The sequence below is a fragment of the Alteromonas sp. P256 genome (genome assembly GCF_036864455.1).
Taxonomy (GTDB): Bacteria; Pseudomonadota; Gammaproteobacteria; order Enterobacterales; family Alteromonadaceae; genus Alteromonas.
In genome coordinates this window covers 335,012-360,053 of sequence record NZ_JAZETM010000003.1, presented here as the reverse complement: position 1 = coordinate 360,053, position 25,042 = coordinate 335,012, and the positions used below count along the sequence as shown (strand labels likewise).

General features: G+C 44.6%; 22 protein-coding genes. 1 reads left to right on the top strand and 21 read right to left on the bottom strand.

The genetic code is table 11. The features are described from left to right. Positions 1 to 17 precede the first annotated feature (17 nt). A complete protein-coding gene (locus tag V7R39_RS07270; RefSeq protein ID WP_334029861.1) occupies positions 18 to 701 on the bottom strand; it encodes a tRNA-uridine aminocarboxypropyltransferase in 684 nt (227 codons plus the stop codon). A 209-nt stretch (positions 702 to 910) separates the two neighbouring features. Between V7R39_RS07270 and V7R39_RS07265 the strand changes: the two genes are divergently transcribed. Then, positions 911 to 2,026 carry an EAL domain-containing protein gene (locus V7R39_RS07265; protein WP_334029698.1) on the top strand — a complete coding sequence of 372 codons (1,116 nt, stop codon included), beginning with the start codon at positions 911 to 913 and terminating at the stop codon, positions 2,024 to 2,026. Between the two features lie 121 nt (positions 2,027 to 2,147). On the opposite strand, the gene V7R39_RS07260 is transcribed toward V7R39_RS07265, so the two are convergent. From V7R39_RS07260 to V7R39_RS07175, 20 genes are all read right to left on the bottom strand, one after another. After that, a complete protein-coding gene (locus V7R39_RS07260; protein WP_334029697.1) occupies positions 2,148 to 2,942 on the bottom strand; it encodes a phytanoyl-CoA dioxygenase family protein in 795 nt (264 codons plus the stop codon). A gap of 57 nt (positions 2,943 to 2,999) precedes the next feature. Further along, complete coding sequence (locus tag V7R39_RS17830; RefSeq protein WP_438823522.1) at positions 3,000 to 3,125, bottom strand: glyoxalase; 126 nt, start codon at positions 3,123 to 3,125, stop codon at positions 3,000 to 3,002. A gap of 23 nt (positions 3,126 to 3,148) precedes the next feature. Further along, complete coding sequence (locus V7R39_RS17825; protein WP_438823521.1) at positions 3,149 to 3,292, bottom strand: VOC family protein; 144 nt, start codon at positions 3,290 to 3,292, stop codon at positions 3,149 to 3,151. Positions 3,293 to 3,577: 285 nt separating this feature from the next. Next, positions 3,578 to 3,745 carry a hypothetical protein gene (locus tag V7R39_RS07250; protein WP_334029696.1) on the bottom strand — a complete coding sequence of 56 codons (168 nt, stop codon included), beginning with the start codon at positions 3,743 to 3,745 and terminating at the stop codon, positions 3,578 to 3,580. 714 nt (positions 3,746 to 4,459) lie between these two features. Next, positions 4,460 to 7,915: a PKD domain-containing protein gene (locus tag V7R39_RS07245; protein WP_334029695.1), complete on the bottom strand. Its 3,456-nt coding sequence runs from the start codon at positions 7,913 to 7,915 to the stop codon at positions 4,460 to 4,462. 13 nt (positions 7,916 to 7,928) lie between these two features. Beyond that, the gene (locus V7R39_RS07240) at positions 7,929 to 10,841 is read right to left on the bottom strand and encodes a hypothetical protein (protein WP_334029694.1); all 2,913 of its coding nucleotides are present in this window, start codon (positions 10,839 to 10,841) and stop codon (positions 7,929 to 7,931) included. Next, complete coding sequence (locus V7R39_RS07235) at positions 10,834 to 12,117, bottom strand: hypothetical protein (protein ID WP_334029693.1); 1,284 nt, start codon at positions 12,115 to 12,117, stop codon at positions 10,834 to 10,836. Before V7R39_RS07235 ends, V7R39_RS07240 begins: the two co-directional genes overlap by 8 nt. Before the next feature lies 1 nt (position 12,118). Then, entirely contained in the window at positions 12,119 to 15,238 is a 3,120-nt protein-coding gene (locus tag V7R39_RS07230; protein WP_334029692.1) for a hypothetical protein, read from the bottom strand. Positions 15,239 to 15,240: 2 nt separating this feature from the next. Continuing rightward, positions 15,241 to 15,867 (bottom strand): hypothetical protein, encoded by a 627-nt coding sequence (locus V7R39_RS07225; protein ID WP_334029690.1) that lies wholly within the window; start codon positions 15,865 to 15,867, stop codon positions 15,241 to 15,243. Further along, positions 15,864 to 16,457 carry a hypothetical protein gene (locus V7R39_RS07220; protein ID WP_334029689.1) on the bottom strand — a complete coding sequence of 198 codons (594 nt, stop codon included), beginning with the start codon at positions 16,455 to 16,457 and terminating at the stop codon, positions 15,864 to 15,866. The genes V7R39_RS07225 and V7R39_RS07220 overlap by 4 nt, the downstream gene beginning before the upstream one ends. Then, entirely contained in the window at positions 16,458 to 18,857 is a 2,400-nt protein-coding gene (locus V7R39_RS07215) for a phage tail length tape measure family protein (RefSeq protein WP_334029687.1), read from the bottom strand. Beyond that, positions 18,857 to 19,123, bottom strand: a complete 267-nt coding sequence (locus tag V7R39_RS17820; protein WP_438823520.1) for a phage tail assembly protein T — start codon at positions 19,121 to 19,123, stop codon at positions 18,857 to 18,859. The genes V7R39_RS07215 and V7R39_RS17820 overlap by 1 nt, the downstream gene beginning before the upstream one ends. A 41-nt stretch (positions 19,124 to 19,164) precedes the next feature. Beyond that, a complete protein-coding gene (locus V7R39_RS07210; RefSeq protein WP_334029685.1) occupies positions 19,165 to 19,632 on the bottom strand; it encodes a hypothetical protein in 468 nt (155 codons plus the stop codon). After that, complete coding sequence (locus V7R39_RS07205; RefSeq protein ID WP_334029683.1) at positions 19,632 to 20,051, bottom strand: phage tail tube protein; 420 nt, start codon at positions 20,049 to 20,051, stop codon at positions 19,632 to 19,634. Before V7R39_RS07205 ends, V7R39_RS07210 begins: the two co-directional genes overlap by 1 nt. A 2-nt stretch (positions 20,052 to 20,053) precedes the next feature. Continuing rightward, a complete protein-coding gene (gene gpU, locus V7R39_RS07200; RefSeq protein ID WP_334029681.1) occupies positions 20,054 to 20,452 on the bottom strand; it encodes a phage tail terminator protein in 399 nt (132 codons plus the stop codon). Next, on the bottom strand, positions 20,452 to 21,003 hold the full coding sequence (locus tag V7R39_RS07195) for a phage tail protein (protein WP_334029679.1): 552 nt from the start codon (positions 21,001 to 21,003) through the stop codon (positions 20,452 to 20,454). The genes gpU and V7R39_RS07195 overlap by 1 nt, the downstream gene beginning before the upstream one ends. Before the next feature lie 2 nt (positions 21,004 to 21,005). Continuing rightward, positions 21,006 to 21,287 carry a hypothetical protein gene (locus V7R39_RS07190; RefSeq protein WP_334029677.1) on the bottom strand — a complete coding sequence of 94 codons (282 nt, stop codon included), beginning with the start codon at positions 21,285 to 21,287 and terminating at the stop codon, positions 21,006 to 21,008. Positions 21,288 to 21,289: 2 nt separating this feature from the next. Further along, positions 21,290 to 21,538, bottom strand: a complete 249-nt coding sequence (locus V7R39_RS07185) for a hypothetical protein (protein WP_334029676.1) — start codon at positions 21,536 to 21,538, stop codon at positions 21,290 to 21,292. 58 nt (positions 21,539 to 21,596) lie between these two features. Beyond that, on the bottom strand, positions 21,597 to 23,486 hold the full coding sequence (locus V7R39_RS07180) for a phage major capsid protein (RefSeq protein WP_334029674.1): 1,890 nt from the start codon (positions 23,484 to 23,486) through the stop codon (positions 21,597 to 21,599). After that, complete coding sequence (locus V7R39_RS07175) at positions 23,483 to 25,042, bottom strand: phage portal protein (RefSeq protein ID WP_334029672.1); 1,560 nt, start codon at positions 25,040 to 25,042, stop codon at positions 23,483 to 23,485. Before V7R39_RS07175 ends, V7R39_RS07180 begins: the two co-directional genes overlap by 4 nt.

The following is a 25,042-nucleotide window of genomic DNA, read 5'->3' as shown; positions in this document are numbered from 1 at the left end:
TTAGGCTTGTAAACGTATTACTTCACCTGCGCACTGGCAAAGTCTAGTTTGTCGCGCAAGTGAGGTTTTCCTTTTAAATATTCTCTTCGAAAAATACTGAAATACTGAGCAAGCTTTTCTGCCCCTTCTTTTTCTTTAGCCATTTCCAATATGTGCACCCCAACCTCTGCGGTACAGTGCTGAAACATATGCGATGACTCACGCAGCAAATAATCAGATGAGCCTTCAAGGTTCACCCCTAAAACGGGCAAGTTTGAAAGGTAATCACTTTTACTAAACATTTTTTTAGCTTCGCGCCAAGTCCCATCAAGAAAAATAAAAAGAAGCTTTTTCTCACCTGCCACAGGCGGTTTGTCAATGCGATGGATTTCGTTGGCATATTCGTGGGGGAACACCACAACAGGCTGATAGGCCGGGTTATTAATCACTGCCAGCATATCTGCAGCTGGCTCAGTGCGGTGCCACAAAAACGCGTAGTTTTCCTTCACCACATCGGCAATTAACCGACCCGTATTCGTGGGCTTAAAGTACTCCCCTTTGTACATGAGAATTAACACGGCAACATCCGTGCCCAATTCAGGTTTGTAGGCGCAAATACATTGAGGGACAGGCAAAAGGCACGCATCACAGCGTTTAACTTTGCTTCCTCGCGCATGAAATGGGCGCTCTGCTTTTAATAGCTCTTGTGCGCGCAGCGCCATAACTGAGTTCAACGGTTACCCTTACCAGTGGATGATCAATACTATTTCGAATACTACCACACTTGCCGTCAATCACCTGTTAGTACAAAGCTACTTACTGAATAGATATAACAGTTTATAAACGCTAATTATCAGAATTTCACTACATAGGAAACCAAAATACAGTCACTAATGTAACCATACCCATTGACATGTTTTAGGAATAACTTATGTACTGCGCAGACTGCGAATCTATTGATGACTTTTTTTTTGAGACCACTCACTTTTGGATCTTCGTGCCCACACTCGAAACATTTTCAAAAGTTGCAGGGCTATGTGGCTCAATGGAGATTCATGCTACTCAGCAGTCTGACCACTGTATTTCTTGCGTAGTAGAACGTTTAAATATTCAAAGATTCATCATGTCCCTCAATGGCGCACTAGAGTCAAAAGAAAAGGAAAATACTAAGGTCACCACTGCGTCACACGATCAACACCCAACTATTGACGATATTGGCCGTATGGTGACGCTTGAAGTGTTGGTTAATCGATATCAAGCAAAATGGCTGGTGGAGAGTATTGAGAAACAGCGTTACGAATCATGGTTTCAACCCATTGTTAGCGCTGTAGATGGGCAGGTTTTTGCAAATGAAGGGTTGTTTAGGGTTCGCGACGAACATGGCTCAATCGTACCGCCAGCATTGGCATTTAAACTTGCAGAAAAGTCTGACCTTTTATTCTCCCTCGATTTGGTTGCACGACGCTCTGCAGTAGAGTGCGCAGCAAGAGGTAAATTAAGAACTAAACTATTTATCAACTTTAATCCATCTAGCATCTACGACCCCTCTTATTGCTTAAGGGCGACCGCAGCAGCAATTAGTGACATCGGGCTATCACCCTCCGACATTGTGTTTGAAGTAACAGAAACTCACCGAGCCTCAGACATAAACCACCTAAAAGGAATTCTAGCATTCTATCGCAATGCCGGTTTCCAAATTGCCCTCGATGATATTGGCTCTGGATGGTCCGGTCTTAACTTGCTTCAAAGCTTACGCCCTGATTTTGTGAAGATAGACATGGAGCTTGTTAGGAATGTTCATAACGACAGTTACAAACAAAATATCGTTAGGAGTCTTATTCAAATAGCCAACCGCAGTGGTATTGAGGTGATTGCAGAAGGCGTGGAAACTGAAGATGAAGCCCAGTGGTTGAAAGGCGCCAAAGCAGATTATTTACAAGGTTACTTATACGGCAAACCAGCCCCTCTTGAAACGTCGCTTACAGAGCAAGAAGCCTCAGATATTGAAGATAAAATGAAACCACTCAAAAACGCAGCTGCTGAATAGTTCACGTGTTTAGTAACAGGAATTGACCAAGGGCTCGATGCCCTTAGTCAATCACTATTAACGTCATAACTTAAGCGCGCTACCAACTCCTTCGAAAATAATAACCAGTTAGTGTCCTCATCTATCTCTTAACTATTTTTGCGGACACTTCTCTTGCCAGTGTATACCAGCCATTATTATTGATGTGCGCCATCTCCTCTTCGGTTGGCAGTACCTGTGGGTCTAAAAAGCACGAAGAGATAGAATGGTACTTTCCCACACACACATCGAAAGCTTTTCTTATTGGGTTGTGCTTATACACACCTCTGTGCAGCATTTGTCCGTCGAATATCAAGACATCGCCTCGGGCAAGGTTCATCATCAACGAATCAGGAAGGTCTTCACTGTTTTTACGGCCACCCAACTCAAACCTCACATTGCGCTCTTGCTCTGTGTCCCACCGCTTGTGAGACCCTGGAACAAGCTCAAGGCCTTTTTCGTCCACTAACGGAATGCGAACATGAAGGTTCAGTATAGAATGCTGCTCATCGCGCTGAGCATTGTCTTCTATATCGCTAAACTGAATATCTCTATGCCAGTATGGAAGGCGCTGAGTGTTTGAAGGGTTAAAGAATAATTGAGTATTGTGGAAATACAGCCCTTCACCAAAGATATTATCAAGCACAGAGGTGAGCTTAAACGGCGCAATTGCGCTAAAAAACTTCTCCCTTTGATGTGGAGTATCATCAAAGTATTGGGGACTAGTTAACGAGTGCATGTTAACCAGCCTGTAATCGTATATGACTTGCTCGTTTTTTTTTACCCAGGTTTCAAAAATGCGGTCGACGTGGGTTTCTATCTGGGTAATTTCTTCGTTATTGAAAAAATTCCTTAAGATGATAAATCCGCACTCATTAAATTGCGCGTCCAACGTCATGTATTCACCGTATCTCTGGTTTATTAAGACTGTATAGAATTTTAGTCGATAGCCATTTTATTCGCTAGCTACACTACTTTGCAGTAAATCCCATTTGTTTCCGGATAAATCTTGGAAAACAACAACGGTGCCATATACTTCGACTCTTGGCTCCTCGTCAAACACAACACCACTGGCTTTCATGTGCTCATAGTCTCGCCAAAAGTTTACGCTCTCCGCTTCCCTTCATCTAAGGCTATGTCGTTGATTAAAACAAACTGTAGTTTTTCAATATAAAACTCAAGAGCATCATCGTAATCATCGACCACGATAGAAATATTGCCAATTTGATGCTTCAGGGGTTGAGACATGATGTGTTCACCAATTTTAAAGATGGATATAGGAGCGCAAGGTTATAGGAAGCAAACATGCAACGCCAATGCTCTTATTTATTAAAATGCATGGTATTTTGGTTAAGAGTAGTTGCAACGTCATTAGGCTTCATCAAAATAAGCCTAGAGCAGTACCCAAGCTGAAGTGAATAAAAAATATAAAACACATTAACTTTTTCTAACCCATATTACTAAAAACGTTACATTAAACGTTTTTCCAACTCTAATGGGCTCGGTAAAGCTCGGGATGGTGTTTTGCATGACCTATCGTTTAACTGCGTTGGCACCAACAAAGATAAGAGCTATTAATGTGACAACAAGAAACAAAAAATTTGCTTCTAAATCTACGTAACCAGACCAAGTAAACAACACTTTAGTCAGTTGAACAAAAGAAACAGCTAAAAAAAGCGCAAGTATTAATATGTATTTCATCGGTAATCCTCAATTTTGGTAATATCCCCTAATGAGTGTATTAGTTTTTGCACCGAACATCATAAAACTGAAAATTTTCTTGGCGAACTTTTGAGGCAGCATGCAAACTTAAGTAAAGCTAAAAAAAGAAAGCAACGCAAAGTCTAAACAGACGGTTCTTTCCATTAATCATCTTTCAATTTAAGAGTTAAAATTCTTTGCCAAGGTAATTTATATTTACGCCGAAAGTATCGTGTATAGATGTTGTGGCTAGATATTTTTTCGAGCAACACACAGTGAACTCTTATTTGATTTATAGCGGAAGCAGCTAAAGCGATGCTCTCTAACATTAAAAAATGTTCTTTTTGCGTGTCAGAGAGTTTCAATAGCGGAACATTGTCCAATGCTTTTATTTTTTCTTCGAGGTCATTGTATATTGAGAATAAGCCGTCAGAGGGGGAAAACAGCAAGCTATGATTTGACAAGGTAAGACGACTGAAGACAACAAATACCCTGCAAGGCTTGTTTTTAATGGGTTTAAAAGACTGTTAAAGACGATGAAATACTAAGAAATGGTGCCCGGGGCCGGACTTGAACCGGCACGCTGTTACCAGCGAGGGATTTTAAATCACACTATAAAAACCATTTATATCAATTGGATAAGGTTGATTTTCAAAATATAATGCAGCCCCGCAGGCCGCATTATACCGTGATAAAAACGCCGATATTATGAAGCTAAAGTGTGACGTATGACATGGGTTTGTTGCCACTAGAGCTTCTAGATGAAACAACTACACCTTTGTTATCTCCATCGACAAAAACAATGATAGAAAAGTAAATATTACCGCTTTTAGATACTTCTAAATCACCCAACCGAACAAGCATTTCAGAGCCTTCAATATTTATAGAATCTGTATTAGATGATATTGAGCTTCCTTCTGCTATAACTTTAACTTCTTGTATAGTGTTGTCGTTGAGCATAATGAAGCCATCTGCATCAAGCGCCAAGCCCGCAGGGTTTGATGGTTTGAGCTTCATGACTTCCCTATTTGCACGCCCAAAGTATGCGTTTACATCACCCTGTGTTACTAAATCGAAATCCAATCGTTCAATGACTTTTAAAACCTCAGAAAGAACCACCGCGGCTACATTAATGTTCACTGTACCAGGGTTACTTTCCGCCCCCTCATCATCAACTGTAACAAGCTCGAACGTGAGAGTTTGTGATGATGATCTACTAGGCGATGTACCTACTGGCCGTGCAGGGTCAGATAAATCGAGCATTACTGTATCGCCGGCAGTCTGCGTCCAGCGCCATTCTATTATTGTGCCGTCGGTATCTTGCGAACCGGTACCGTCGAGTGTGAATTGTGTAGCCGCTGCTACTGACTGGTCTGGTCCAGCGTTGGCGGTGGGTGTTTGGTTCACTGGTACTGCCTCTACAATGACGGTCTGGGTTGCCGAGCCTGTATTTCCAGCGGCGTCGGTTGCGGTTGCCGTTACTGTGTAAGTGCCCGCAGTGCTGGTGTCAACATTGTTTGTGATTGTGGGCGTCAGTGTGCCATCGTTTGCGTCAACTACCGTTACTTGGGGCGTGTAAGACTCACCTACAAGCAGGTTAACAGTGCTGCCGCCGACAAAGGTAATTTGCGGGGGCGTACTGTCTACTTCTTCGTTAATAACAAACTCAACAGAGTCAATCGTGCTACCTTGGGCGTTAGTTGCTGTAAGTTGAAGGTCATACACCCCCGCTTCGTTAAACGTGACCGTTGGATTTAGAATCGTCGCATCAGAGAATGTTGGAGTTTGGCCACTAGTACACTCCCAAAGTAACGAGTCGTAATCACTGGCAGAACCGTTTAATTGGACGGTTTCACCCACCATTCCTGCATCGTTAACACCCGCGTTAACAGTCGGTGTTGTTGCTTCTCTTGCAGCATTTGAGTAAGAGTTAACAGTGATTTCTTCAACTTCCATCGAAGTGTTTTCACCGCTAGGAGTGCTAAAGTTCATAGCTAGGGCTAGAGGTTGTGATATGTCTAAGTTTTCTAGCGTAAATTCGTTTATTACGCTAACCCCTCCAAGGACGTGAACTACTCGCGTGGCAGGGAAAATTCGAATTCCGTAAACAATTCTGGAAGTGTAATACTCTCTTTTGTCGTCGGCTTGAGTACGGTCGTAACTGCCGACAGTTTTACGAGTATCATGTTCTTTGTTTGCAACTCCCTCAGACAAGACATTAAAAATAAGGCTTCCATTATTCTTAGTCCAAATAAACCTTGCCGCGTTGCTAGGAGAACTAGGGTCGTCAAAAAACCCAATTTCGCCGTAAATGTCTTGCACATCCGTCTGCGCTTGTCTTTTAAATTTAACTTCTAATACGTCGTAATCTGAAAGGTTAAACGTGCCGAAATCTATAACGTTGGAATTTCCATTCGCGTTTAACGGAAATTCTAACAATCCATCTTGGTTTGTTGTTGGATTGCTGGTAGCTGACATTCCAGAAGTGTTATTGCTATTTACACGTAAAAGCTCAGTTTTATTCGATAGAGGGTGGATTATCGACCAATCGTAATCTATCTCGGCAACGTCTAGCATTGCGATTACGGTGTCGTTGTTTTGCGCTTTGCCACGGTAGAAACCATAAAGCCTTCCTTCGTACTCTACTTCGCTGTAATGCGTTATTTCCCCATCGTCAAAAGTTCCATTATCTCCTAACTCGACAAACCTGTTTGGCAAAGAGACAATGTTAAAGTTTTCATCGACTAACACCTCAATTGGTTTTACCGGTATTCCATCGCCGCCAGTAACTACATCTTTTCTAATGTTTACAGATAAACGGTAGTACGGCCCCTCTTTTCTAAGCGTAGAAATGTTGTGAAGCATAACTACCCAAGTCACTCCCCAACCAGCGGTAGCACCCGAATATATTACTTCTGGGTGACGGCTTCTATCGAACATAGTTATTATTTCGTAAGCTTCGGGGTCTTCAAGGTCATTGGTTCCATATATGACTTCAGAAGGGCCGCGAGAAGGATCGCCGCCGCCATGCGTAGCATTAACTAAAAATTCATACGGTTGCGAAGGGATGGGGTTTTTTATTATGTTCGCATAACCCGTGTGCATATCCCCTTGTTCTTTATAGGCATCGTAACTAAGTAAAGGTGAAGCAACACTAGTAAAATCAATTCCGTTAACACCTTTGGCTAATGACGTTCCTTGATTTACATTACCTCCAGAGCCAGCATTTAAAATATTGTGCGTGAATAGATACACTATTCCGTTACTAGAAATAACCGAAGGGGTTTCGCTCGGGGCTGCGCTTTCTGTAAATATAGGATTCGTTTTTTTAGCTATATGGTCAAACTCAGCACGATTAGATACATTTTGCCATTCTTCCCACGCGGCAGTATCCGTTGGCTCTCCTAACTCTGCGTTGTATACACGAACATAAATTCCGGTTGTCACGTTTGCTGGGGCGTGATCTGGCGAGGTATACATAATGAGAGGGTATTTAGTAGAAGGCCAGTTAGGTATTGTGTCTCCACGGACAACATTAGGCCAATACTCTGAGTACAAACCAATGCTCGCCATATCGCTATGCAGAGGTACAATTTGCCCTAATTTTGTTGCACTCAAGGCTTTCCCGCTGTGTACCAACGATACAGGTTCTTCGGTTGGGTAAGACATCCAATTAACAGCTATTGAAGGATCGTCGATTTTAAACCCTGTTTTACCTTGACCCGATAAAAATTGGTCTTTAGTTGAAAGAACTCTTTCGTCATTCACGTAAAAGGATATTTCTTCGTCCGTAACTTTCAACTTCAGTTTGTTGCCATTTCGGTTGTGTACGTCTTCACGGTTATTTTCTTCTACGGTAGTATTTGAACCATTGACTTTTTTAATAATCCGGACTCGACCGCTAGTACCATCAGAAACGGTTATTAGCCAGTTATTATCTATATCTACATAACGGGCCATAAAGCCGTATTGCTTGTTACTTTCGCTTGGCTCTTCGGCGTACATTTCAAAAACGCCGTTTGATACCGAATCTTCGAAAATAAAAAAGTTACTTGAAACAGGAGAAGACACATACGCCTTTCCGTCATTAATAACTAGGTTATTACTCGCCGCCGTTATGTTCGGAACTGAGGTTGTTCCGTCAGGGTAATTAAACTTTTCTAAAGCCATTGAAGGGTTCTCTCTATACTGTAATTGAAATTGTGTTAGACCATGCGCCGGTAAGCGCACCGTTTAGGCAACGGCATCTGATCTGGTATGTGCCTGAGGAAAGTGAAATTGGACGTTTGAAGCAACCGACAACCCCAGGCAACCCAACATTTGGAACGTTTAGAGGTGACCAGCTTGAACCGCCGTTACTCGATACTTCAAACTCCATATCGGTCATAGCGAAACGGTTCAGGTCGTCGATTGTCGGATAGGTTTTTAAAACCTCTACTGAGCTTTGAAATCCACCGAGCAGACTCCGCCCCGTATAAGCAAACCCATTTGGTTTTTTCTGGTTTTTAAGCTGTTCTTTTGTGACGCAGCGAATGCCATCGGCAACACAATTCCAAATCTCTTGGTAAGCGGGTGAATGCCCTGGGGCAAACGTTTCTCGTGTACCAAACGTAGAAATGAACTCGCTATTGTTAAGTATCGCAGCACCCCGACGGTGAGTACGAACAATCTTACAAGAGCCTTCCATGCTGCTGTGATTAACTTCGGTAATTCGCTTACAGTCGATAATTGAATCTGAGCCGTGCTTACCATCTAAATTGTAGATATGAGCCGTATAGATTTTATCTGCTTCACCCCAACTACCTACGCCCCAATATGGCGCATTAATAACAAAAATATCGCAGTTACCAAACCGACCGTTGTAGTTACCAAAGTTAGACTCCAACAATAAGTCGGCTGTGACATTACCTATTTGCTGTATTTTGGCATACGGGTTTCGGTACTCTGCAACCAAGGCTGTTTGCCATGTTTCGTACTGACCTTCATAGCCTCCAACAAAATCCATACCGTCAATTTCAACGGATTCGCAACCCCGCAGGTTTACGCCATTTCGACGGTTTTGAACTGTCACGTTCTCAAATAAGTAATGTCGGTTAGCATTATCACTGCGATAACCATCTGCGCTATTTTGCGCTAATTCTTGATTTTGAATGTGAACGTCTGGCGTTTGTCTGTTTTTAAGTCGGTCAACAGGCGGTAGCTTCCATGACAACTTAACTTCATTACTTTCTACCGAGCCGTCAAGCGTAGGAACGCAGGGAGGTTCTGTTCTTATCAACTTACGCACGTAAATATTAGACACGACAGCGCTAAGCGAATTAGCCTTTAACTCAACAGCAGAGGCGTTAGCTGGCGCACGAATTAACCAAACTTCTGTACCTTCTATATCGTGGTAATATTCCGCATCAACTGAGCCAATTGAAGGCGTGATTGTACCGCCTTCACAATTCGTCAGTTTTAGCGAAATTTGATACACCTCGTTTTCTTCAAAGGCATAACTGGATGACAAAGAACCCGTAGTTTCGAACGCCGTATAAGTAGCGTCTTTTTTAGTAAAGCCCGAACCGCTGAATGAGTCTGGCTGCACGACCTTTTCACCTACTTCAGGTGAAGGGTTAATGACAAATTTGTGCATGTAAATAACGGACTCAGTTGAATACCTAAAGTAGTCAATAGCCGTTTCCCCCGGGTCTAAATGTAACCACGCTTCGGATGGCATATAGCGAAGCGAGCCTTCTTCGGTTGGTAATACTCTTGCGCCACTGGGTAACGTTACAACGCTATGGAATGGGCGTTCTGTACCTTGAACTGCAATGGCCTCATCAAGCTTTGGAATGTGCATGTACGGTAAGTTGAGGGTTTTGTTTGCATAGACTTCAAGCGTGTCTATTGTTACCTCTGCTTTTTCACCACGCCACGACTCGCCCTCTAATAGCTCAACAGTTTCATTGTATAAAACCCCGTTCATCATCACATTGTTTAATATTACTGTGCAGGGGCCTTGCGCAGACGCAAAAGGTAATGGTGCATGAGCACGATAATCGCCGCCGTTAATCGTTAAGGTTGCATTAGGCCCGACAACAACGACACCTAAACCACCGGTTTCTTCTAGATTACAGCCGCAGTTATTTAATTCCCCGCCCTTGTGGAAGTAATACGCAAAGCTGTCTCCGGCTAGCTGACGTGTCCAACTCACCATACAATCACGCGCAGTGGAGTGTTCTAAGAACTCAAACCCTGCCCCGTCATGGCTTGAAGTTAATCCTTTTGCATCTACCTCACACGCAAACTTAAAACCATTACCGCTAAACCCGCTTGTGTCTACGTACCGGACCAGCGCTTTACTACCGGCTTCTAACTCTAAGCCGTAGAGTAACGTTTGATTTTCACTAAATTCGTGATTTTCGTTGGCTATCGTGCCGCCAATCACTTCCATTTCGGAGTGACCAGCACGTATAACAATGCCACAATCGCCAGTACCCGTAATATCAAAGTCTTGGGTCGATACGTTGCTAGAGCCTAGTGGGATATCCAGCGCTTTAAATATCGTATTAATAAACGTGAGTTTACGTAAAATCCAATCAAACATAGCGTAGCCTTGTGTGTCAATGAGGCCAGCATTGCTTAATAGCGCGCCGTGAACTTCTCCACCTCGGTTATCGGAATTGAGTTTTAGAACAGGGTCGGAGTCTTTAACTTTGATACCAAAAAAACGATGGTAGTGAGCATCAAGAATAATGAAATCGCCGCGTACTTTTTGCATCCACGGACTGTGGTTATCTAGATTTGTGTCTATCTCACGTTCACCGACTTGCAAACCAAAGTAAAACGACAGCGGGTTCCCATTTATGCCTTTAGTAATATCCAAATTCCAAGGCAAGGTTCTTGGGGTCCAATCACGCACTGTGCTGGGGTGTGAGGCAATAAAGAAGTTATCCCCAGGGGTTATTCGGTAGTCGGGGTCGCTATAATCACTGTCTGAATAGATTCGGCGGTATACCTGCTCTACATCTTGTGCAGGGTTGCAGTCGGCCCATTCTTCTCCATCAGTCCACCCATTATCGGCCAATAGGTTTACGTCAAACAGTCTATCCATAATGTGGTAGCCTCATTTTAATTGATTCAATAGTTAAGGCTGCGTTCGTTGTCGTGCCACCCCGTTTAAAGTAGATGCGGTCATTAGTAATAAATCGAGCAGGACCGGGGTAGTAAATACGGTTAGGGTCTGAATTTCCTACTGTTACTGCCATAACGTGAGTGATGTACTCAACGTCTACAATCACCTCAAACTGAAATTCATCAAATGAGTCACCAAAGAAGCGTAAAGCATCGGTACTGCCTGACGCATCCTCGGCAGTAAATTTTCGTGGGTTAGATGGATCACGAGTCCAGCTTGGGCCTATGCTACTTGGGTTATCCGGCGTCATATCTTCGCTGTACCAAAACCCATCTGCTTTTTGATAAAACGTTCGAAAAGGAGACCGCAAAGTGCCAAAGGCAACATCGAATTTGGCGTTAAGTGAATTAACATCAGACTGGTTAACGTCGAACTGATGCCAGCCGGTATCAAGCTCAATGTATTCGATAATGCCTTCAAAATACTCGCTATTGAACTCGCCTATCTTATACAGGTCTGTAACGGTAGTTTCGTATTCATGCCACTGGTGATTCGCCAGCGTAGGGTTATTTGGCAAGCCATTTCCACCGCTGCCCATAGGATAAACGCGCATTTTCACATTGCCGCTGTAAGCAGAGCTGTTATTGAAGCGGAGGATAAGCCCCCGAAAGAAAACAGGGAAAGCTCGACTGGCAATCGTAGTTGGGATAGTGAACCATCTATCGGTTAGCGCAATATGTACTTCGGTTCGCACATCATCAAACTGAATTAAGCGCTTATTGTTAGGCGATTCAGTGGGTCGAACTTCCGTTTTCTTGAGCGTTGGGTAATCACTTAACCGTTGAGTTAAACTTTGTTCTCGGTTTAATTTAGGGCTTTGGGCCACTTGTGTATTTAAATACCTTAACGCGTCTTCAACAATCGGCTGAAGTTCTGCAGCGGGGTTTTTAATTGCTTCGGTCAGAGCGTTGTAAGCTGCTCTATTATTTTCCAGCGCGGTTAGTAACGTAGAAACTGCGCCCAACGGCAATATTTGCGCCGATGCATTATTTACATCACCCTGCGCCCAATTAGCAGAAAGCTTCAGTGTTCTGGCCGCTGTGTCGTGAGCAATTACAGTAGCCGGCAATTTGCCGGCGATAAACAACTGGCTGCCCTCAATCACCCCAAAAAAGGAATCAGTATTGTTCACCGTTACGGTAGAGCTATTGTTCGCTATGCTGATATCAGAGAGACTAAAAACGTATGAACTCATTCTATTCTTCCGTACTTATGAGACTGACAGTTTGATAATCAACATCGTGAACGCCGTGATAGCGCACTGTACTGCTTACAACAACGCGATAAGTGAACACCCCGGTGGTACTGTTGGCATCGGTATATGTCCAACTTCCTCTCATTTCTTCGTTTGTGGTACAGCCGCCGAAATCAGGCTCATAAAATTGAGTAACTTGCCCTGTCACCTGGTGAGTCTGAACAGTTTGCCAGCTACCTTGCCCAACTTTGCGCTGCAGCTGAACTGTGCATGATGGATCCTGGGCTTGTGAAGGACACTGCCCCGCATAAACAGACGAACCTGCATAGCTGAAACTAAATGCAACAACTTTTGAATTTCCGTTCGTGGTGAATGGCCCAACTGTTACCGATGGGTTTTCAGTTAATACCGTTGAGCGCGCTGAGTTCGTTAACACACCAGCGCTCAACGTACCGCCAAAGTAGGAATCACCGTCTATACTTTTCCATTCGATGGCGTTGGATTTTTTGAGCTCTGACAAAATTGGCTTATTGTCATTATCTACAATCTTTTGCCCATACCAGAACCAAAGACTATCTGGGCCAAAGCCATCGGCCAGTTCGATTTTCATGAAGTTGGTACCAATCATCTCGAACTTCGGTGATGAAAGCGTGCCAGAAAACGTACCTGAACCGTGAAATTCAAGCTCACCGGTTTGAGTGTTGATACCCAAAAGAACATCACCTGCAGCATTAACCCATAGGGTCTCTGTTGCTAAGAATATGATTTGAGAGACTTCCTCACTACCGCGAATAAACAGCCCCGTCATGCGGCCGTTTGCATCGATAGCGAATTGTATTTCGCCCTGAACATTACCAATCGCGTCTTCTAATGCCTGAAAATAAGAGAACACGCTCAGCTCGTCACCATCTAGCGTGTTAATTTTTATTTGATTAAATGCCTGGGCAAAAGCGGCGCCCTCAATCCATTCACCGCTTTCATCTTCATAGCCAATTTGCGCATTTTTAAATTCAGCAATTTGTGCGCTCACGCTGGATGAACCTACTTTTTGCTGCACTGCTAAAATGTTCAGGCTATTCACTTGGTTTGCCGCTTCGACTTGGGTGACGTTGTAAACTAACGTTGAATAATCCTCACCCAAGTCACCAGTTTGTCCCGACCAATTTTCGATATCATTAATTACGCCAGAAATGGTGTTACCCAAATTATCTGGTAAGCCCGGTATTTCTACTGTTCTGACAATATTTCCCCAAAACTCATCAACTGTAGCCGTTTTTGCCACAATGAACGTCCATTGTGACTCACCAAGAGCGTTGGACGAGCAGATCCAAACCTTATAATCCCGCTCAGGTGCCAAGCCTGGGAAGGTGTATGCGTGAGCTGGCCCACGATACGGTAGTGGTGGTTCTTCATCAGTTAAGTCATGACTAATTGAGTACAAAAACGCGGTGGAGCTATCAGAGCCAGCTAAATAAGGAATAACCTCTAACTCTGTTGCGGTTGGGTTTATAGTGATGTCGGTAGGAACACCGGGCTTTTCCATAATGAGTGGAATTTCAGCCCAGCCAGAGCGCGACAAGGAGCCGCCTAGCGCCATAACTCTAAAACGGTAGGTACCGAGTGCATAACCAGCAATGTTTACGTGGTACCGCGCTATCGAATCAGTCTCAAGCAACAAACCTTGCCCATCTAACACCTGGTACAAAAATCGAGAAGCGTCAGATTCCCATGTCACTTTCACTTGAACAAATGATGAGTAAATGTGTTCTATGCTTAGGTTACTTGGCTCATCTGGATTAGTTAGCCTGTATACTGTATCCGGTATCTCAGGCTTATTTCCTCCCCCAAAAAAATCATAAATGTACGGTTGGTGCTCGCGAACTGTGAGTGTAACTTTTTCCTTGTTCGATGAGATTGATTCAATTCTGAATAACTTTCCGTCCCACCCAAGATACGATTCGTATACAGGGACGATGTCGCCCACATCGTAGATAAGCGCCCACTTTGGCAGGTGTATGCGAGTTTTCGTTTGCTCACGTGAAATTTCAAGCCACGTTTTGGCGAATTCAAGGGCTTCGTAATAGTTGTTACAGGTAACTAGGTCAACTGTACCCTCATTAATGAAGCCATTGTCCTCTTCTAATAGTTGAGCCTCTAACGCACTACCTTTAGGAGGATAAACAGCTTCCTGCGCAGTACCATCTGCAGCTGGCTCGTAGTACGTTGTCGCAACACGATTATATCGCTTATTCTTACTCCCTTCTGAAACACCATCCATCTCAATGATGTCTCTTTCCAGAATAGGAATAGCAACTGGATCGTCATCTTGCTCTATGATTAAAGTAAGTTGGCCATCAATTATCGGTAGCCAACCACGCATAGGTCTTAACAGAATATTGACGTTTTCAAGAATATTTTTGCTTGTGTCTAGTTTGCAGTTACAACTAAACAGAGGTCTTTTTTGAGGCTGTCCATCTACCTCATCAACAAGCGACTGGCTTAAGTCCCTTCCGCTATAAAAAGAAGAGGCATTTACAAGTCGGGATGGTAACCCTTTCCCATACAGAGAGTTTTTTAAATAGTCGAAAGTCCCTAAAGCTGGATTGGAATGACTGGTACCCGTTAAATCTGCAGTAATTTTAGGTTCTGAAGAAATAGCAAATTCACCACCATGATACTCTAGGCGAATGTAAGTGCATGCTTTACCTGATGCTGTGTCTGAAGATCGCCAACCCGCAGCAGACAATAGTGAATCCTCGTAATTATCCATACCATTTGGAAAATTACGCATGTGAACCACTCTCCCTCCATCGTCGTGAAAGAACGCAGGGTTATCAGACGAAACAGGGATATCATCAACATAAACTTCATCTATCGACTGAACGCTTTCAGCCCAAACAACAATAATATGTAACAGGTCGTTGTTTATATCATCTGTGTCACCATCATTAGTTTCCTTAAAAATAATGTTGCCTGTAGCTTTATAAACCTTACCTATTACCACCCCAACATGTGCATCGGTTTGTGCCGAAGTTAGCTCAGTCCCAGGTGGCAACGGTTCAGGAGCTTCTGGCGCTAGCCATCCAAAAAAGAACCCGCCTATTTCGTCTAATAAGCCCATTCTTAAACTCTTTGCGTGTTGTTTGGAGAGGAAAACCGACCGCTACCTGATGAGCCACCAGAGCTTGAAGCGACTGGGGCGTTTTTACCCCAATAGATTTTTCTTTTTGCTCTGGCCACATGATCAAATGCAGTGTCTTCAGGAAAGTGCTTTTGTTGTGAGCCCGAGTTCGTTTTTGTGCCAGCCTGCTTTTCAAAATCAGCCCACACAGATGCTAAAACGACGTCAATCTTCCTTGTTTTTTTGATGACATCGCGAGAATCGATAAAACCCTCAAATACATTAAGAGTCAGAATGACACCTGACTCGTCTCCGTGCTGCTCGTAAATAGTTACCTCAGAATTATTCCATCCTTTATTGAGAAAATAAGGGATAAATGCGCCGTCACGTACATCCAGTGTTAACGAGAATTCATTCGTTGACGGCTCTGAAGTCACTTCAATATCGTCGATACTGTCAGCAGTGATGTAGCCTGGCTGATAAATTGCGCCTGCGTGCGAGACTGGCGAGTCGCGATCAGTCAGGTAGATGAAATTGCCGTTAATATTCATTTTAACGAGATAAATTTGGTAACGAGTTGGGTTGTACCCTCTCAATCTTTCTATTTCATCAGCGGTTAAAGTCTTCACAATTGCTCCATTACTTCAATATCAAAAACCGTTTTGCCAGCGTCCTTAACGCCAAATTCGCCACCGTTTCGATTTTTGACACACACTTGAAAGCCAACATCGTCGCCGTAATGAATTTTAGTTCCCGCGGGGATATTGTGAAGAAGCGGTTGAGTTAGCGTTACAGTTGCACGACCAGTAGCATCAGAATTAGCGCTAAATGCGATTCGATAACCTTTTTTACTGATTTCAGGCTGAACAAAGTCTCCACCCCACACGGCTTTTTCTCGTGAGGGGGGTAGTCCAGCTACTTTCAACGCCTGACTACCTACCGAGCCAGTAGAATACACATACAAATCAGCGTGCTGGCGCACAGATTTAAGTGGATTGGGCAGAATAAAGTTTCTTATAGAATCGTTGTACCAATCGAGCACACCACTTATTTCCATTGCGTCATTGTGCTTAACTGGAACAGATGTGAGCGCAAACAAATAGTATGGAGCTTCGCTACCTAACGACTTGTTCTCATAGAGTCGTTCTTCTGGCTTAATGATGTCGAGTATCAATGTAACCTCAACCTGGCGGAAGAAATGAATGGGAAACGCTGACATTTATACTGGCCTCTCTAAACGAGCCTTAAACAGACGAACGAAACGCTTATCTCGTAATGCGATTTCTCGCCAATCTCGACTTGAAGCATCACCGTGGATGTGGGTTTCGTTTTTAACGCTAAGACTTGAGGAATTATTTGTTTCTGATGAGCTTAAGAAACGTGTTAGGTCGCGGTTTTGGTCTGGCTGAACAACACGCTCTCCGCCGTCCAACAAGTAGGTACCTTCTGTTGGAATGTTCGTCATCCCGCTGTGCGCCATACCTGTCAGCTTCGCAGCAGCTGCAGCACCTGTTACGACGACACCGGCATAAGCTGCCCCGCCCAACACTGGCCCAATATAAGGAATGCTGGCCAGTGCGTTATAAGCACCCATTGCCGCATCCATAGTATTGGTCCATATTGACTGCAGGCTTTTACGTTTTTTCTCGTTAAGTAACGTTTCTCCGATTGACAGGGCCATACGTGCGTAACCAGCTTCGCGTCCTTCCATCCCATCAAAGAAGCTGTTGGCTGTATCAAATAGAACGCCGTAACCTTCTTGCTGACGAGCTTGCTTTTCTTCTTCCTTTTTACGCTCTTCTTCTCTGGCTTCATCACGGATTTCAGCAAGTTTCCCTTGATGTGTTGCTTCCAAGTCTTCCATTGCCTGTTTATGAGACGCTTCAATTTCCTGTGTTGCTAAGCCTTTCTCACGCAACAAATCAAGCTCAGCTTCAATTTCTTCAACGCGTTTTTCGTGTCGAAATTGTGCTAACTCTTCATCTTTGCCGCCAGCTTCAAGCGCTGCTTCACGAATGGCAGCGTACTTCTCAGTGGCCGCGTCTATCTCACGTTGGTTTAGCTCGGCAACTTTTTCTTCCTTAGTAAGGAGCAAGTTGTTAAGCGCTTCTTGGTGTTCTTTCTCAAGCTCTTGAGTAAGTAGCCCTTTCTCCCGCATAAGCTCAAGCTCAGCGTTCATTTCTTCTACTTTTCGCTCGTATCTCAAGTTAGTTAATTCAGCTTCTCTTCCATCAGCAGCCAGCGCTTCGTCATATATGCGCTGGTATTGAGCACGAAGGCTGGAGGTCATTTTCTCAGTTTCTTCTTCGCGTTTTACCTGAGCAACTTGATCAGCATCATCTTTAATAGCGGCTTGCGTTTCAACGTGCGCCTGATTGGCGGCCTCAAGCTGCTTTTTCTGACGCTTGAATTCTTGAAGCTCTGCAGCTGCTTTTCGTTGCTGCTTTTGAAGTCCCTCTTTTTCCGATTCACCACTGCCGAACCAGCCTGCACCTTCCGAACTTGCCGTAGGTAATTTTTGCCTAATATTACCGAGCTCACTACTTCGCTGTTCTATCAGCTGGTCTAACGCTTGAAGATCGCCCTGCTCTGCTTTCATCTGCAGAATCTGATCTCTTAGCTCATCAGCTTCCGCTGAACGAATAGCATTGGCAGCTTTGGCTGCGTTAGCACCTCGTTTAGTAGCAGCTTTCTGCTGGCTATTTTCCAAGTACTGAAGTTCAATCTGCAATTCTTCAATCGTAGGCGCTATTTTTCCTCGTAACTTATCTAGCGAATACGAAATACCATCTAGCCAATCCTTAACACCTCCGCCTAAAGAAGAGCTTTCAGAGAAACTTAGTAACAACTCATCCCAACGCTGCCCCAACGTATCTACTGAACCGGCTAAGCCCCCAGCTTCCGCAGAGCCTGCCCCACCTACTTGCCCTGCCAATTGTTCAAGAATAACTTTTTGGGCGCCAGCAACGTTCCCCATTTCAACCATTGAACGGATCATGTCTTTTTGCGCAGACGTAAAACTAACGCCACTACGCTTAAGGGCATTGATACCGGCTACGGGGTCTTCTAACGCTTTACCCAGTTGCAGCGCTTTATCTTTAGCGCTTCCGCCAAAAACAGCGGCCATATCTTGAGAAAGCTCGACAGCTTGTGTGAATGTTTCGCCGCTCACAGATTTAAATGTTTGAAGAACATTCTGTGCTTCCGTAATACCCTGTACGCTAGCCAGAGTACTTAACGCCACTTGGTTTGCTTGCTGCTGCAGTTGCTCTGCAGTAAAACCAGCCGCATTTCCTGTTGCCCTAACAAGCGCTTCAGTACGCAATTGGCTTTTTTCGTACTCATTGAATACTTTCAAAGATTTATAGCCAACTGCAACTAAGCCGGCTAGCGCAGCCGCTAAGCCGCTTGTTACTGCTGCACCCGAAGAAAACAACGAATTTACAACAGACACCCTGCTAGCTACGCCACCCATAGGCCCCTGAATTGCTTGTGCACCTTGCGATAGCCCACGCATTGAGTTGTTAAAGCGGTCGTTGCTAGAAATTGCGCGCCCTAACTCACTGCGATAAGACCTGGTATTGCCTCGCAGTTCAACTTCGTAGTTTTTTTTATTCATTATCTTCTCGTAAAGCGCTTATAAAGCTCTTCTACAGACATAGGTTTGACTTGCGTTTTGGGCCGATATCCAACGATAAAGTCGCTAGATTCGAAGGGTTTATCACCCTTTTTACTTAAGTAATTTGCCACTTGAGCGCGTAAACCAGCCACTTGAAACTGATCTATTTTGCCCCCGTAGGGCTCGATTTCTCCGAATCGTAACCATTCGAGAAGCTTTGAAGCGCTGAGTCTATCTAGAAGGGAATCTGCATCTTCACAGCCCAACTTTAAGGCCAGCCGAAGAGTGGCTGTTCGATAGGGCTGGCCTATGAGGGGTTTTTTGCTAAATCCTCATCACTTAGTGGCTCGGGCTCTTCAGTTTCAGCGTTGCCATCGCTTTTAGGCGGTTGATAGAGAGGGTCTATCCATGGCATATCTGAAACACTGGCAATCTCTGCAAGCACTAATGAAATTTTCGACTGTGGAAATGAGGCGAGAAACAGCAGGTCGGTTTCACTGTCCCACTTTAGAGGTATGCGCCCAGACTTAGTGCGCAGCGACATTGCAATAGCCTGGTATCTCAGTGCCATCACATTGCGCCCTTTCTCTTCCAAGTCAGCATGGGAGCGTTGAATAAGGTTGAGCTGGTCCATGATCACGACTGCATCTGCTGCAGAAAGCTCAACAATAAGCCAGCGCCCTAATTTAACTGCTGCACTTTGCGCGCGATGCACGAAGGTTTTATCCTTCGGCATCTTGCGCTCAGCAATAAAGCGTTTAATAAAACCAATCATTAAACTAGGTCATCTTCATCGATAGGGCCGTCAACTTTAAGCGTTAAACTTCTATCTACTTGACCTTCTTTCGGGATTGCATAGCCGACTTTCGTAGTTAAACAACGGAACGATAAAGTCTTGCCAATGGGCGCAGGAAATTGTACCTGAATGTGATTTTTCGTGCCGTTGTGAAACGCATCAATAATACTTTCAATATCAGTCTGCGTTTCACGGTAACGAACAGTGATATTCCACTCACCGCCGTCGCGCAAACCGTAGTCAGATTCTTTCCAGTCATGGTCGGTACCATACTGCGTTGCATCAACCACTTCACTGGTCATTTCACCAGGTTCCATAGTCATGATATTCGCAATTGAATCGCCAAATGTTGAGCCAGCATCAGCTGATAGATGCAATGAAACTAATTTACCCTTCATGATTAATCCTCGTCTAGGTATTGGATTGTGTAAGTAAGCTGCAATTCACCGATAGTCGTTTCACTGTCACGGTCATATGCAAAGTTGGTTCTGTTCATGCCTTCAATAAGGCCGTCTAACAGTGGGTTTTCGCGCAGCAGCTTCTGAACTGCAGTAGCTTTTTGGTCTAAGGCATCATCAATATTGCCCGGTTCTCGAAGCATTATTTCAATAATGACCTGTCCCTCTGTAATCCCAGTGTCATCAAAGTCATATTCAGTTTCACCAGAATTAAAAAACACCTTTAACGCAGGAAGCTCATCTTCAAATATCTGTGCCGGAGAGTAATTGAAAGTAGTGGAGAAGCCAGCGGGTTCCGCTATCGCGCGGATGGCTTCCCGAATTTGTGAACGTGTGGCCATTACTTAATTCCTAGCGCTTTGTCCAATCGCCACGTTAATTGACGAAAAAGTTCCAAGGGGAAGTCTTTGCTTAGAGATGCTTCGGTTTCTGCATTTAATGCGCTTTTTAGTGTTTTTTCTGTAAACTGCGCGCCAAATCCAGCCACTTCGATATTGCCTCTACCTTGCCCCTTGCGAACATAGATGTTTCGCAGGCCTTTATTGGTGAACGTGTTTGGCCATTCATAAGGACCAACCGCATGACCATCACCCCGCGGTTTGGCTCCAGCTGTTCTCGCTGACAATCTGTTGGTACCTGCCCACACTTTTCCGTGCAAACTGGTAGCTTTCGCTCGTGTAATTTTGACACGCTGCCTAATGGGCGATTGCTTTATCTGCATAGCCTTGGATACACGGCGAACAATCTTTGTTCGTGACTTTTTAAGACTGTCGTTAATGGTGGCCGCCATTGCACGATTAACCTCACCTTTTCGATGAGTATCTAGCGCCCGACTCATTCGCTTCATTTCAGTTAAGGCTTGTTTTGAGTTAACCGATACAATTTTTGACATAATTAAACACGCTCGAGGATCAGACTTGTCACCTCGCCTGACTCTTGTTTTGTCACGAACAGGTATTTAACGCCATTTACCGTTACAGGCTCTCTACGCTTAATGGCAGGCAGCGATATTTTAGACGCGTCAAATTGAACTTGATTTGTATCTAGCTCACCAAACTCATGTGCTCTGGTGTAGAGGTAACCTTGAACCTCTACACCAGAGATAACCGCCACATGTTTAAAGTCAGAAAAGAACACCGACTCCATATCTGCAGCAAGATCATCTTGAAAGCTCATGACTATTCTTTATCGCCTGTATCATCAGGCCCAAACGCTGCATCTAGGCCGTCATCAACTTTCGGCACTTGGATTTCAGTATTTGGTTTTGCGTCAACGATTTTACCTTTCGATGCTGCCTGCAGTTCCTTTGCCATCGACGCCTCAATTGAGAGTATTGTTTTGCCTTTTGCCTTAGGAAAATAACTTTTTCCCATTAGGCGTACACCACGTGTAAGCTCAAAGCTTACTTCTTTTCTATCTCTAGCCATTTTTCGTTACCTTTAAAAAAAGCACCCGAAGGTGCTTTGCTAGTTAAAATTACGTAGATTACTCACCCAAGCAGAATGCTTGAGGGTGACGAACAGCAACGTCTGCGTCTTGGAATAGACGCATAACAAGACCACCACTAGCTACTTTAGTAGCGCGATCAGGTACCACATCAAGCGCACCCCACAAGCCAATTAGCGCTTGCGAGAAATCACCAAATAGCATTTGGCCAGCGTTCATTTGCGTTGTTACTGCTGCGTTGTAGTCGTTAACACGACCACCCTGCCAAATAAACTGACCTGTGCCTTCAGCTTTTTCAGTAGTTTTAAGCTTACCGCGTAAAGACGGACGCATCAGATAAGCCATCGTGTTAGCGTCAGCATTTGCTTCTGCCACATCAGTTTCAAATGCCACTGTTTCAGCCCACGTTGGTGAGCCTGGAGTAGCAAAGGACAGCGCACCAATTCCACTGGTATTAGCAATACCAATTGGCTCATTACCAACACCAGAACCATAAAGGGCTCCTTGATCTAAACCTAGGCTTTGACCGCGCATAATATCGGACATAACCAATGCTTCAATGTCAGGAGTTGATTGATTCATAATACGGCGCGTGATGGGTACTGCAGTAGCTAGCGTCTTGGGACGAAGTTGCACTGTAGTAAAAGAAAGGTCGCTATCAGTAGCTGCACCGTCTTCTTCTACCCAGTAGAAGGTTGCCGATCCATTCTGTTTAGGGATATCAACATCACCCACTAAACCCGAAACCATACGAGCCCCAAGTTGACCAACAACAGCCTGAGCGCGAAGTGCTTCAATATACATTTCAGCATGAAGTTCGGTAGCTACAAGCTCAGCCCCTTTACCTGCACCGCCAGCTGACTGCATACGAGCAAGTTGCATTTGGCGTAAACCGTAACCCATAGCTTCATAACTAAGGTAAATGCCGTCTGCATCGCGACCAACACGCTTAGCGATAGCCTCAGACACTTCACGTTCAAGGCCGGCTTTTTTGAAATTACCCGTTGCAACAGCACGAAGCGCATTAATAACGCTGTACTTACGCAGCTCGTTTTCACCAATATCCAAATTAATCATGGTGGACTCTGCTTCTGGGTCTTTTTTCTTGCCATGAAGCTCGCGAATTAGCGCAGTGTTAAACTCTTCGTAGCTACGACCTTTGGCAATAAAGCTATTGCCTAAATCGGTGGCACCGTACTGACGTGCTGTTTCAGCGATGCGCTGAGCATCACTTGTTTCAGGGGCTGTTTTCACTTTACGTGGTTCCGCGAATTCACGATGAGCTTGGTTAGTAGTTTCCGGTGATACCGAACGTTCGGCTGTTTCATCCGGGGCGTTGTTGTCTTGGATTTCGATATCATCCATTTTACGTACCTCAGTGGTGGTTATTTTTACAGGGTGGTTATTTGTCTCAGCGTTACGACCAACACCTACGGTAGGGTCTGCCGGTACTGATACAGAAGAAATTTCAAGCGGTTCCCAGTGGGTAACACGGTAGTAATCTAAGTCGTCTTCTTCACGCATTAATTTCGCTGCGTGAATGCGGTAGCCAACAGAAACAGTTACACGAATCTCATCTTGCATGTCGATGAGAAGCTGCTGCCCTAGCGGGTTACGGCTCATCTTAATGTCAGCATATCCGCGGCCGTTTTCAATCCATGCTTTTTGAATAACACCGCGTTGGTCTGTCCAATTGTGATCACTCAGGAATGGTCCTTTGTTGTTAATACGGGAAAGGTCACATTCGCCATCTGCATGACCAAGTGTTTCTACCCATCCCCATCGCTCAACTTCATACTCACTGGAAAAGCTCAAGGTAACGATACGGCTTTCTTCGTCTACCTTTTCAATTTGCGCTTCCATGTCACGCTGCATGACAGGGCATTGCCCTTTGCGCAACATGGCTGCAGTAACTTTATTTACGTTCACTGTTCGCCCTCTTCTTCGTCATTTTTAGGGGCGTTCTTATTGGCTGCAGCTGCAACTTTTGCCCCTTTGCCAATTCCAAAACCTTTAGCCAACTCCATCGCAGGACCGAGTATCTGAAGATACTGCTCCCACCCTTCCGCCATCGAATCAATGTCGACGCCTTTTTCGTTTAAAACATCCATAGGGTTGACGGTGAAATTATCCATCGCAGCACCTATAGCCTGCTCGTCTTTGAGCGGGTCAACCCATTGCCAGCGACGACCTTTAAATGAGAAAGCATCCGTCGAACGTTCTAGGTCATAACCTTTCAAGTTTTCTATTGCGCCATTCAACAACGCATGCTTTAACCATCGCTGATATATTGCACCTACAACTTGACTGATAAACCAACCCTGAAGCCGCTTCCAATGCTCTCTATCTTCTAGCACTGCTTGTCGAAGACTCGACCATGACACTCCTTCATAGTCATTTGCGCCGGTATTGTAGTTAACATCCACACCCGCAAACGCCCCTTTCAAGGAGGCTTTCTGAAAACCTTCGACTGTATCGCCGTGGTGTTGGAAATTCGTTTCTTTGGCGCGGTAACCCTCTGGGGTAATTGCTGCTCCACCTGGTTCTAACTCAAAGATGAAGTCTCCCTCTTCCTCTTCTTCAGGCGCCTCTTGTTCCGGGTCACGTTCGTATATCACCATGTTACTCGCAGCTACCCGACTACCTACCAGCGCTGACTCGCGGTAACCGCCGATATCGTGAAAGTCTAGGAGTGATGCGTGAGCCCAAGGCACACCGCGTGTTTGCCCGGGTCTGAACATGGGGAAAGGTAGAATAATTTCTTCAGCGGGGATTCGAACGTAACGCTTACCAGTATTGTCATTTCGCCAGGTATGCTCACCAGGATGGTTGGTTAGCAAGTGGTACGCTACGTGTCGGCCCCACTTGTCTATCTCAACACCCATTTTTATACGAACACCGTTGCCTAAATCTTTGTTTAGGTTGATATCCAATAAGTCTGCTTCAATGAGCTGAATAGAGTAGCCGAATTTATTTGGGGCACCATGAATGTGACGAATGATAATGTCACCGTCTTGGCATGCTGTTTTTGCAATAAGCTGCATCGAACTAACAAAATCCATGCGCCCGCTAATTTCACAAACGCCAATCTTGCACCACTTGGCAAATGCTTTTTCAATAGACTGATTAGCAACCCTATCTAATTCTCCATCAGCACCACGAACCTCAGCGTGTAGTCGCGGTCCTTTGTCGCCAATCACATGGGTTTGAACCATAGCGAAGTAACGCTTCATATAACCAACGTCTTCACCGGCTTTACGGCTTGCCGCCTTTATTCTAGACAAATCGCGACGCAGTGTTTCGTCAATGCTCAGGCCTGACCCAAAGTAATTATTTGAGCTGATTCTTGGACTTTTCGCGGCTGCAAAACGTTCTTGGGCATGCATTTTATGACGCTGGCGATCACGAGACGAATTAGCGCCCTTGTCAATTGTCGGTTCAATTCGCTCAGATTGACCCTTTGAACTTTTGAAAATATTAAACAT

Coding starts and splice junctions, on each gene's coding strand:
- V7R39_RS07215 (WP_334029687.1), bottom strand. CDS start 18,857: ATGAATAAAAAAAACTACGAAGTTGAACTGCGAGGCAATACCAGGTCT.
- V7R39_RS07195 (WP_334029679.1), bottom strand. CDS start 21,003: ATGTCAAAAATTGTATCGGTTAACTCAAAACAAGCCTTAACTGAAATG.
- V7R39_RS07205 (WP_334029683.1), bottom strand. CDS start 20,051: ATGAAGGGTAAATTAGTTTCATTGCATCTATCAGCTGATGCTGGCTCA.
- V7R39_RS07245 (WP_334029695.1), bottom strand. CDS start 7,915: ATGGCTTTAGAAAAGTTTAATTACCCTGACGGAACAACCTCAGTTCCG.
- V7R39_RS07265 (WP_334029698.1), top strand. CDS start 911: ATGTACTGCGCAGACTGCGAATCTATTGATGACTTTTTTTTTGAGACC.
- V7R39_RS07250 (WP_334029696.1), bottom strand. CDS start 3,745: ATGAAATACATATTAATACTTGCGCTTTTTTTAGCTGTTTCTTTTGTT.
- V7R39_RS07210 (WP_334029685.1), bottom strand. CDS start 19,632: ATGATTGGTTTTATTAAACGCTTTATTGCTGAGCGCAAGATGCCGAAG.
- V7R39_RS07220 (WP_334029689.1), bottom strand. CDS start 16,457: ATGTCAGCGTTTCCCATTCATTTCTTCCGCCAGGTTGAGGTTACATTG.
- V7R39_RS07190 (WP_334029677.1), bottom strand. CDS start 21,287: ATGAGCTTTCAAGATGATCTTGCTGCAGATATGGAGTCGGTGTTCTTT.
- V7R39_RS17830 (WP_438823522.1), bottom strand. CDS start 3,125: ATGAAAGCCAGTGGTGTTGTGTTTGACGAGGAGCCAAGAGTCGAAGTA.
- V7R39_RS07175 (WP_334029672.1), bottom strand. CDS start 25,042: ATGTTTAATATTTTCAAAAGTTCAAAGGGTCAATCTGAGCGAATTGAA.
- V7R39_RS17825 (WP_438823521.1), bottom strand. CDS start 3,292: ATGTCTCAACCCCTGAAGCATCAAATTGGCAATATTTCTATCGTGGTC.
- V7R39_RS07235 (WP_334029693.1), bottom strand. CDS start 12,117: ATGAGTTCATACGTTTTTAGTCTCTCTGATATCAGCATAGCGAACAAT.
- V7R39_RS07270 (WP_334029861.1), bottom strand. CDS start 701: ATGGCGCTGCGCGCACAAGAGCTATTAAAAGCAGAGCGCCCATTTCAT.
- V7R39_RS07240 (WP_334029694.1), bottom strand. CDS start 10,841: ATGGATAGACTGTTTGACGTAAACCTATTGGCCGATAATGGGTGGACT.
- V7R39_RS07185 (WP_334029676.1), bottom strand. CDS start 21,538: ATGGCTAGAGATAGAAAAGAAGTAAGCTTTGAGCTTACACGTGGTGTA.
- V7R39_RS07260 (WP_334029697.1), bottom strand. CDS start 2,942: ATGACGTTGGACGCGCAATTTAATGAGTGCGGATTTATCATCTTAAGG.
- V7R39_RS07230 (WP_334029692.1), bottom strand. CDS start 15,238: ATGGGCTTATTAGACGAAATAGGCGGGTTCTTTTTTGGATGGCTAGCG.
- gpU (WP_334029681.1), bottom strand. CDS start 20,452: ATGGCCACACGTTCACAAATTCGGGAAGCCATCCGCGCGATAGCGGAA.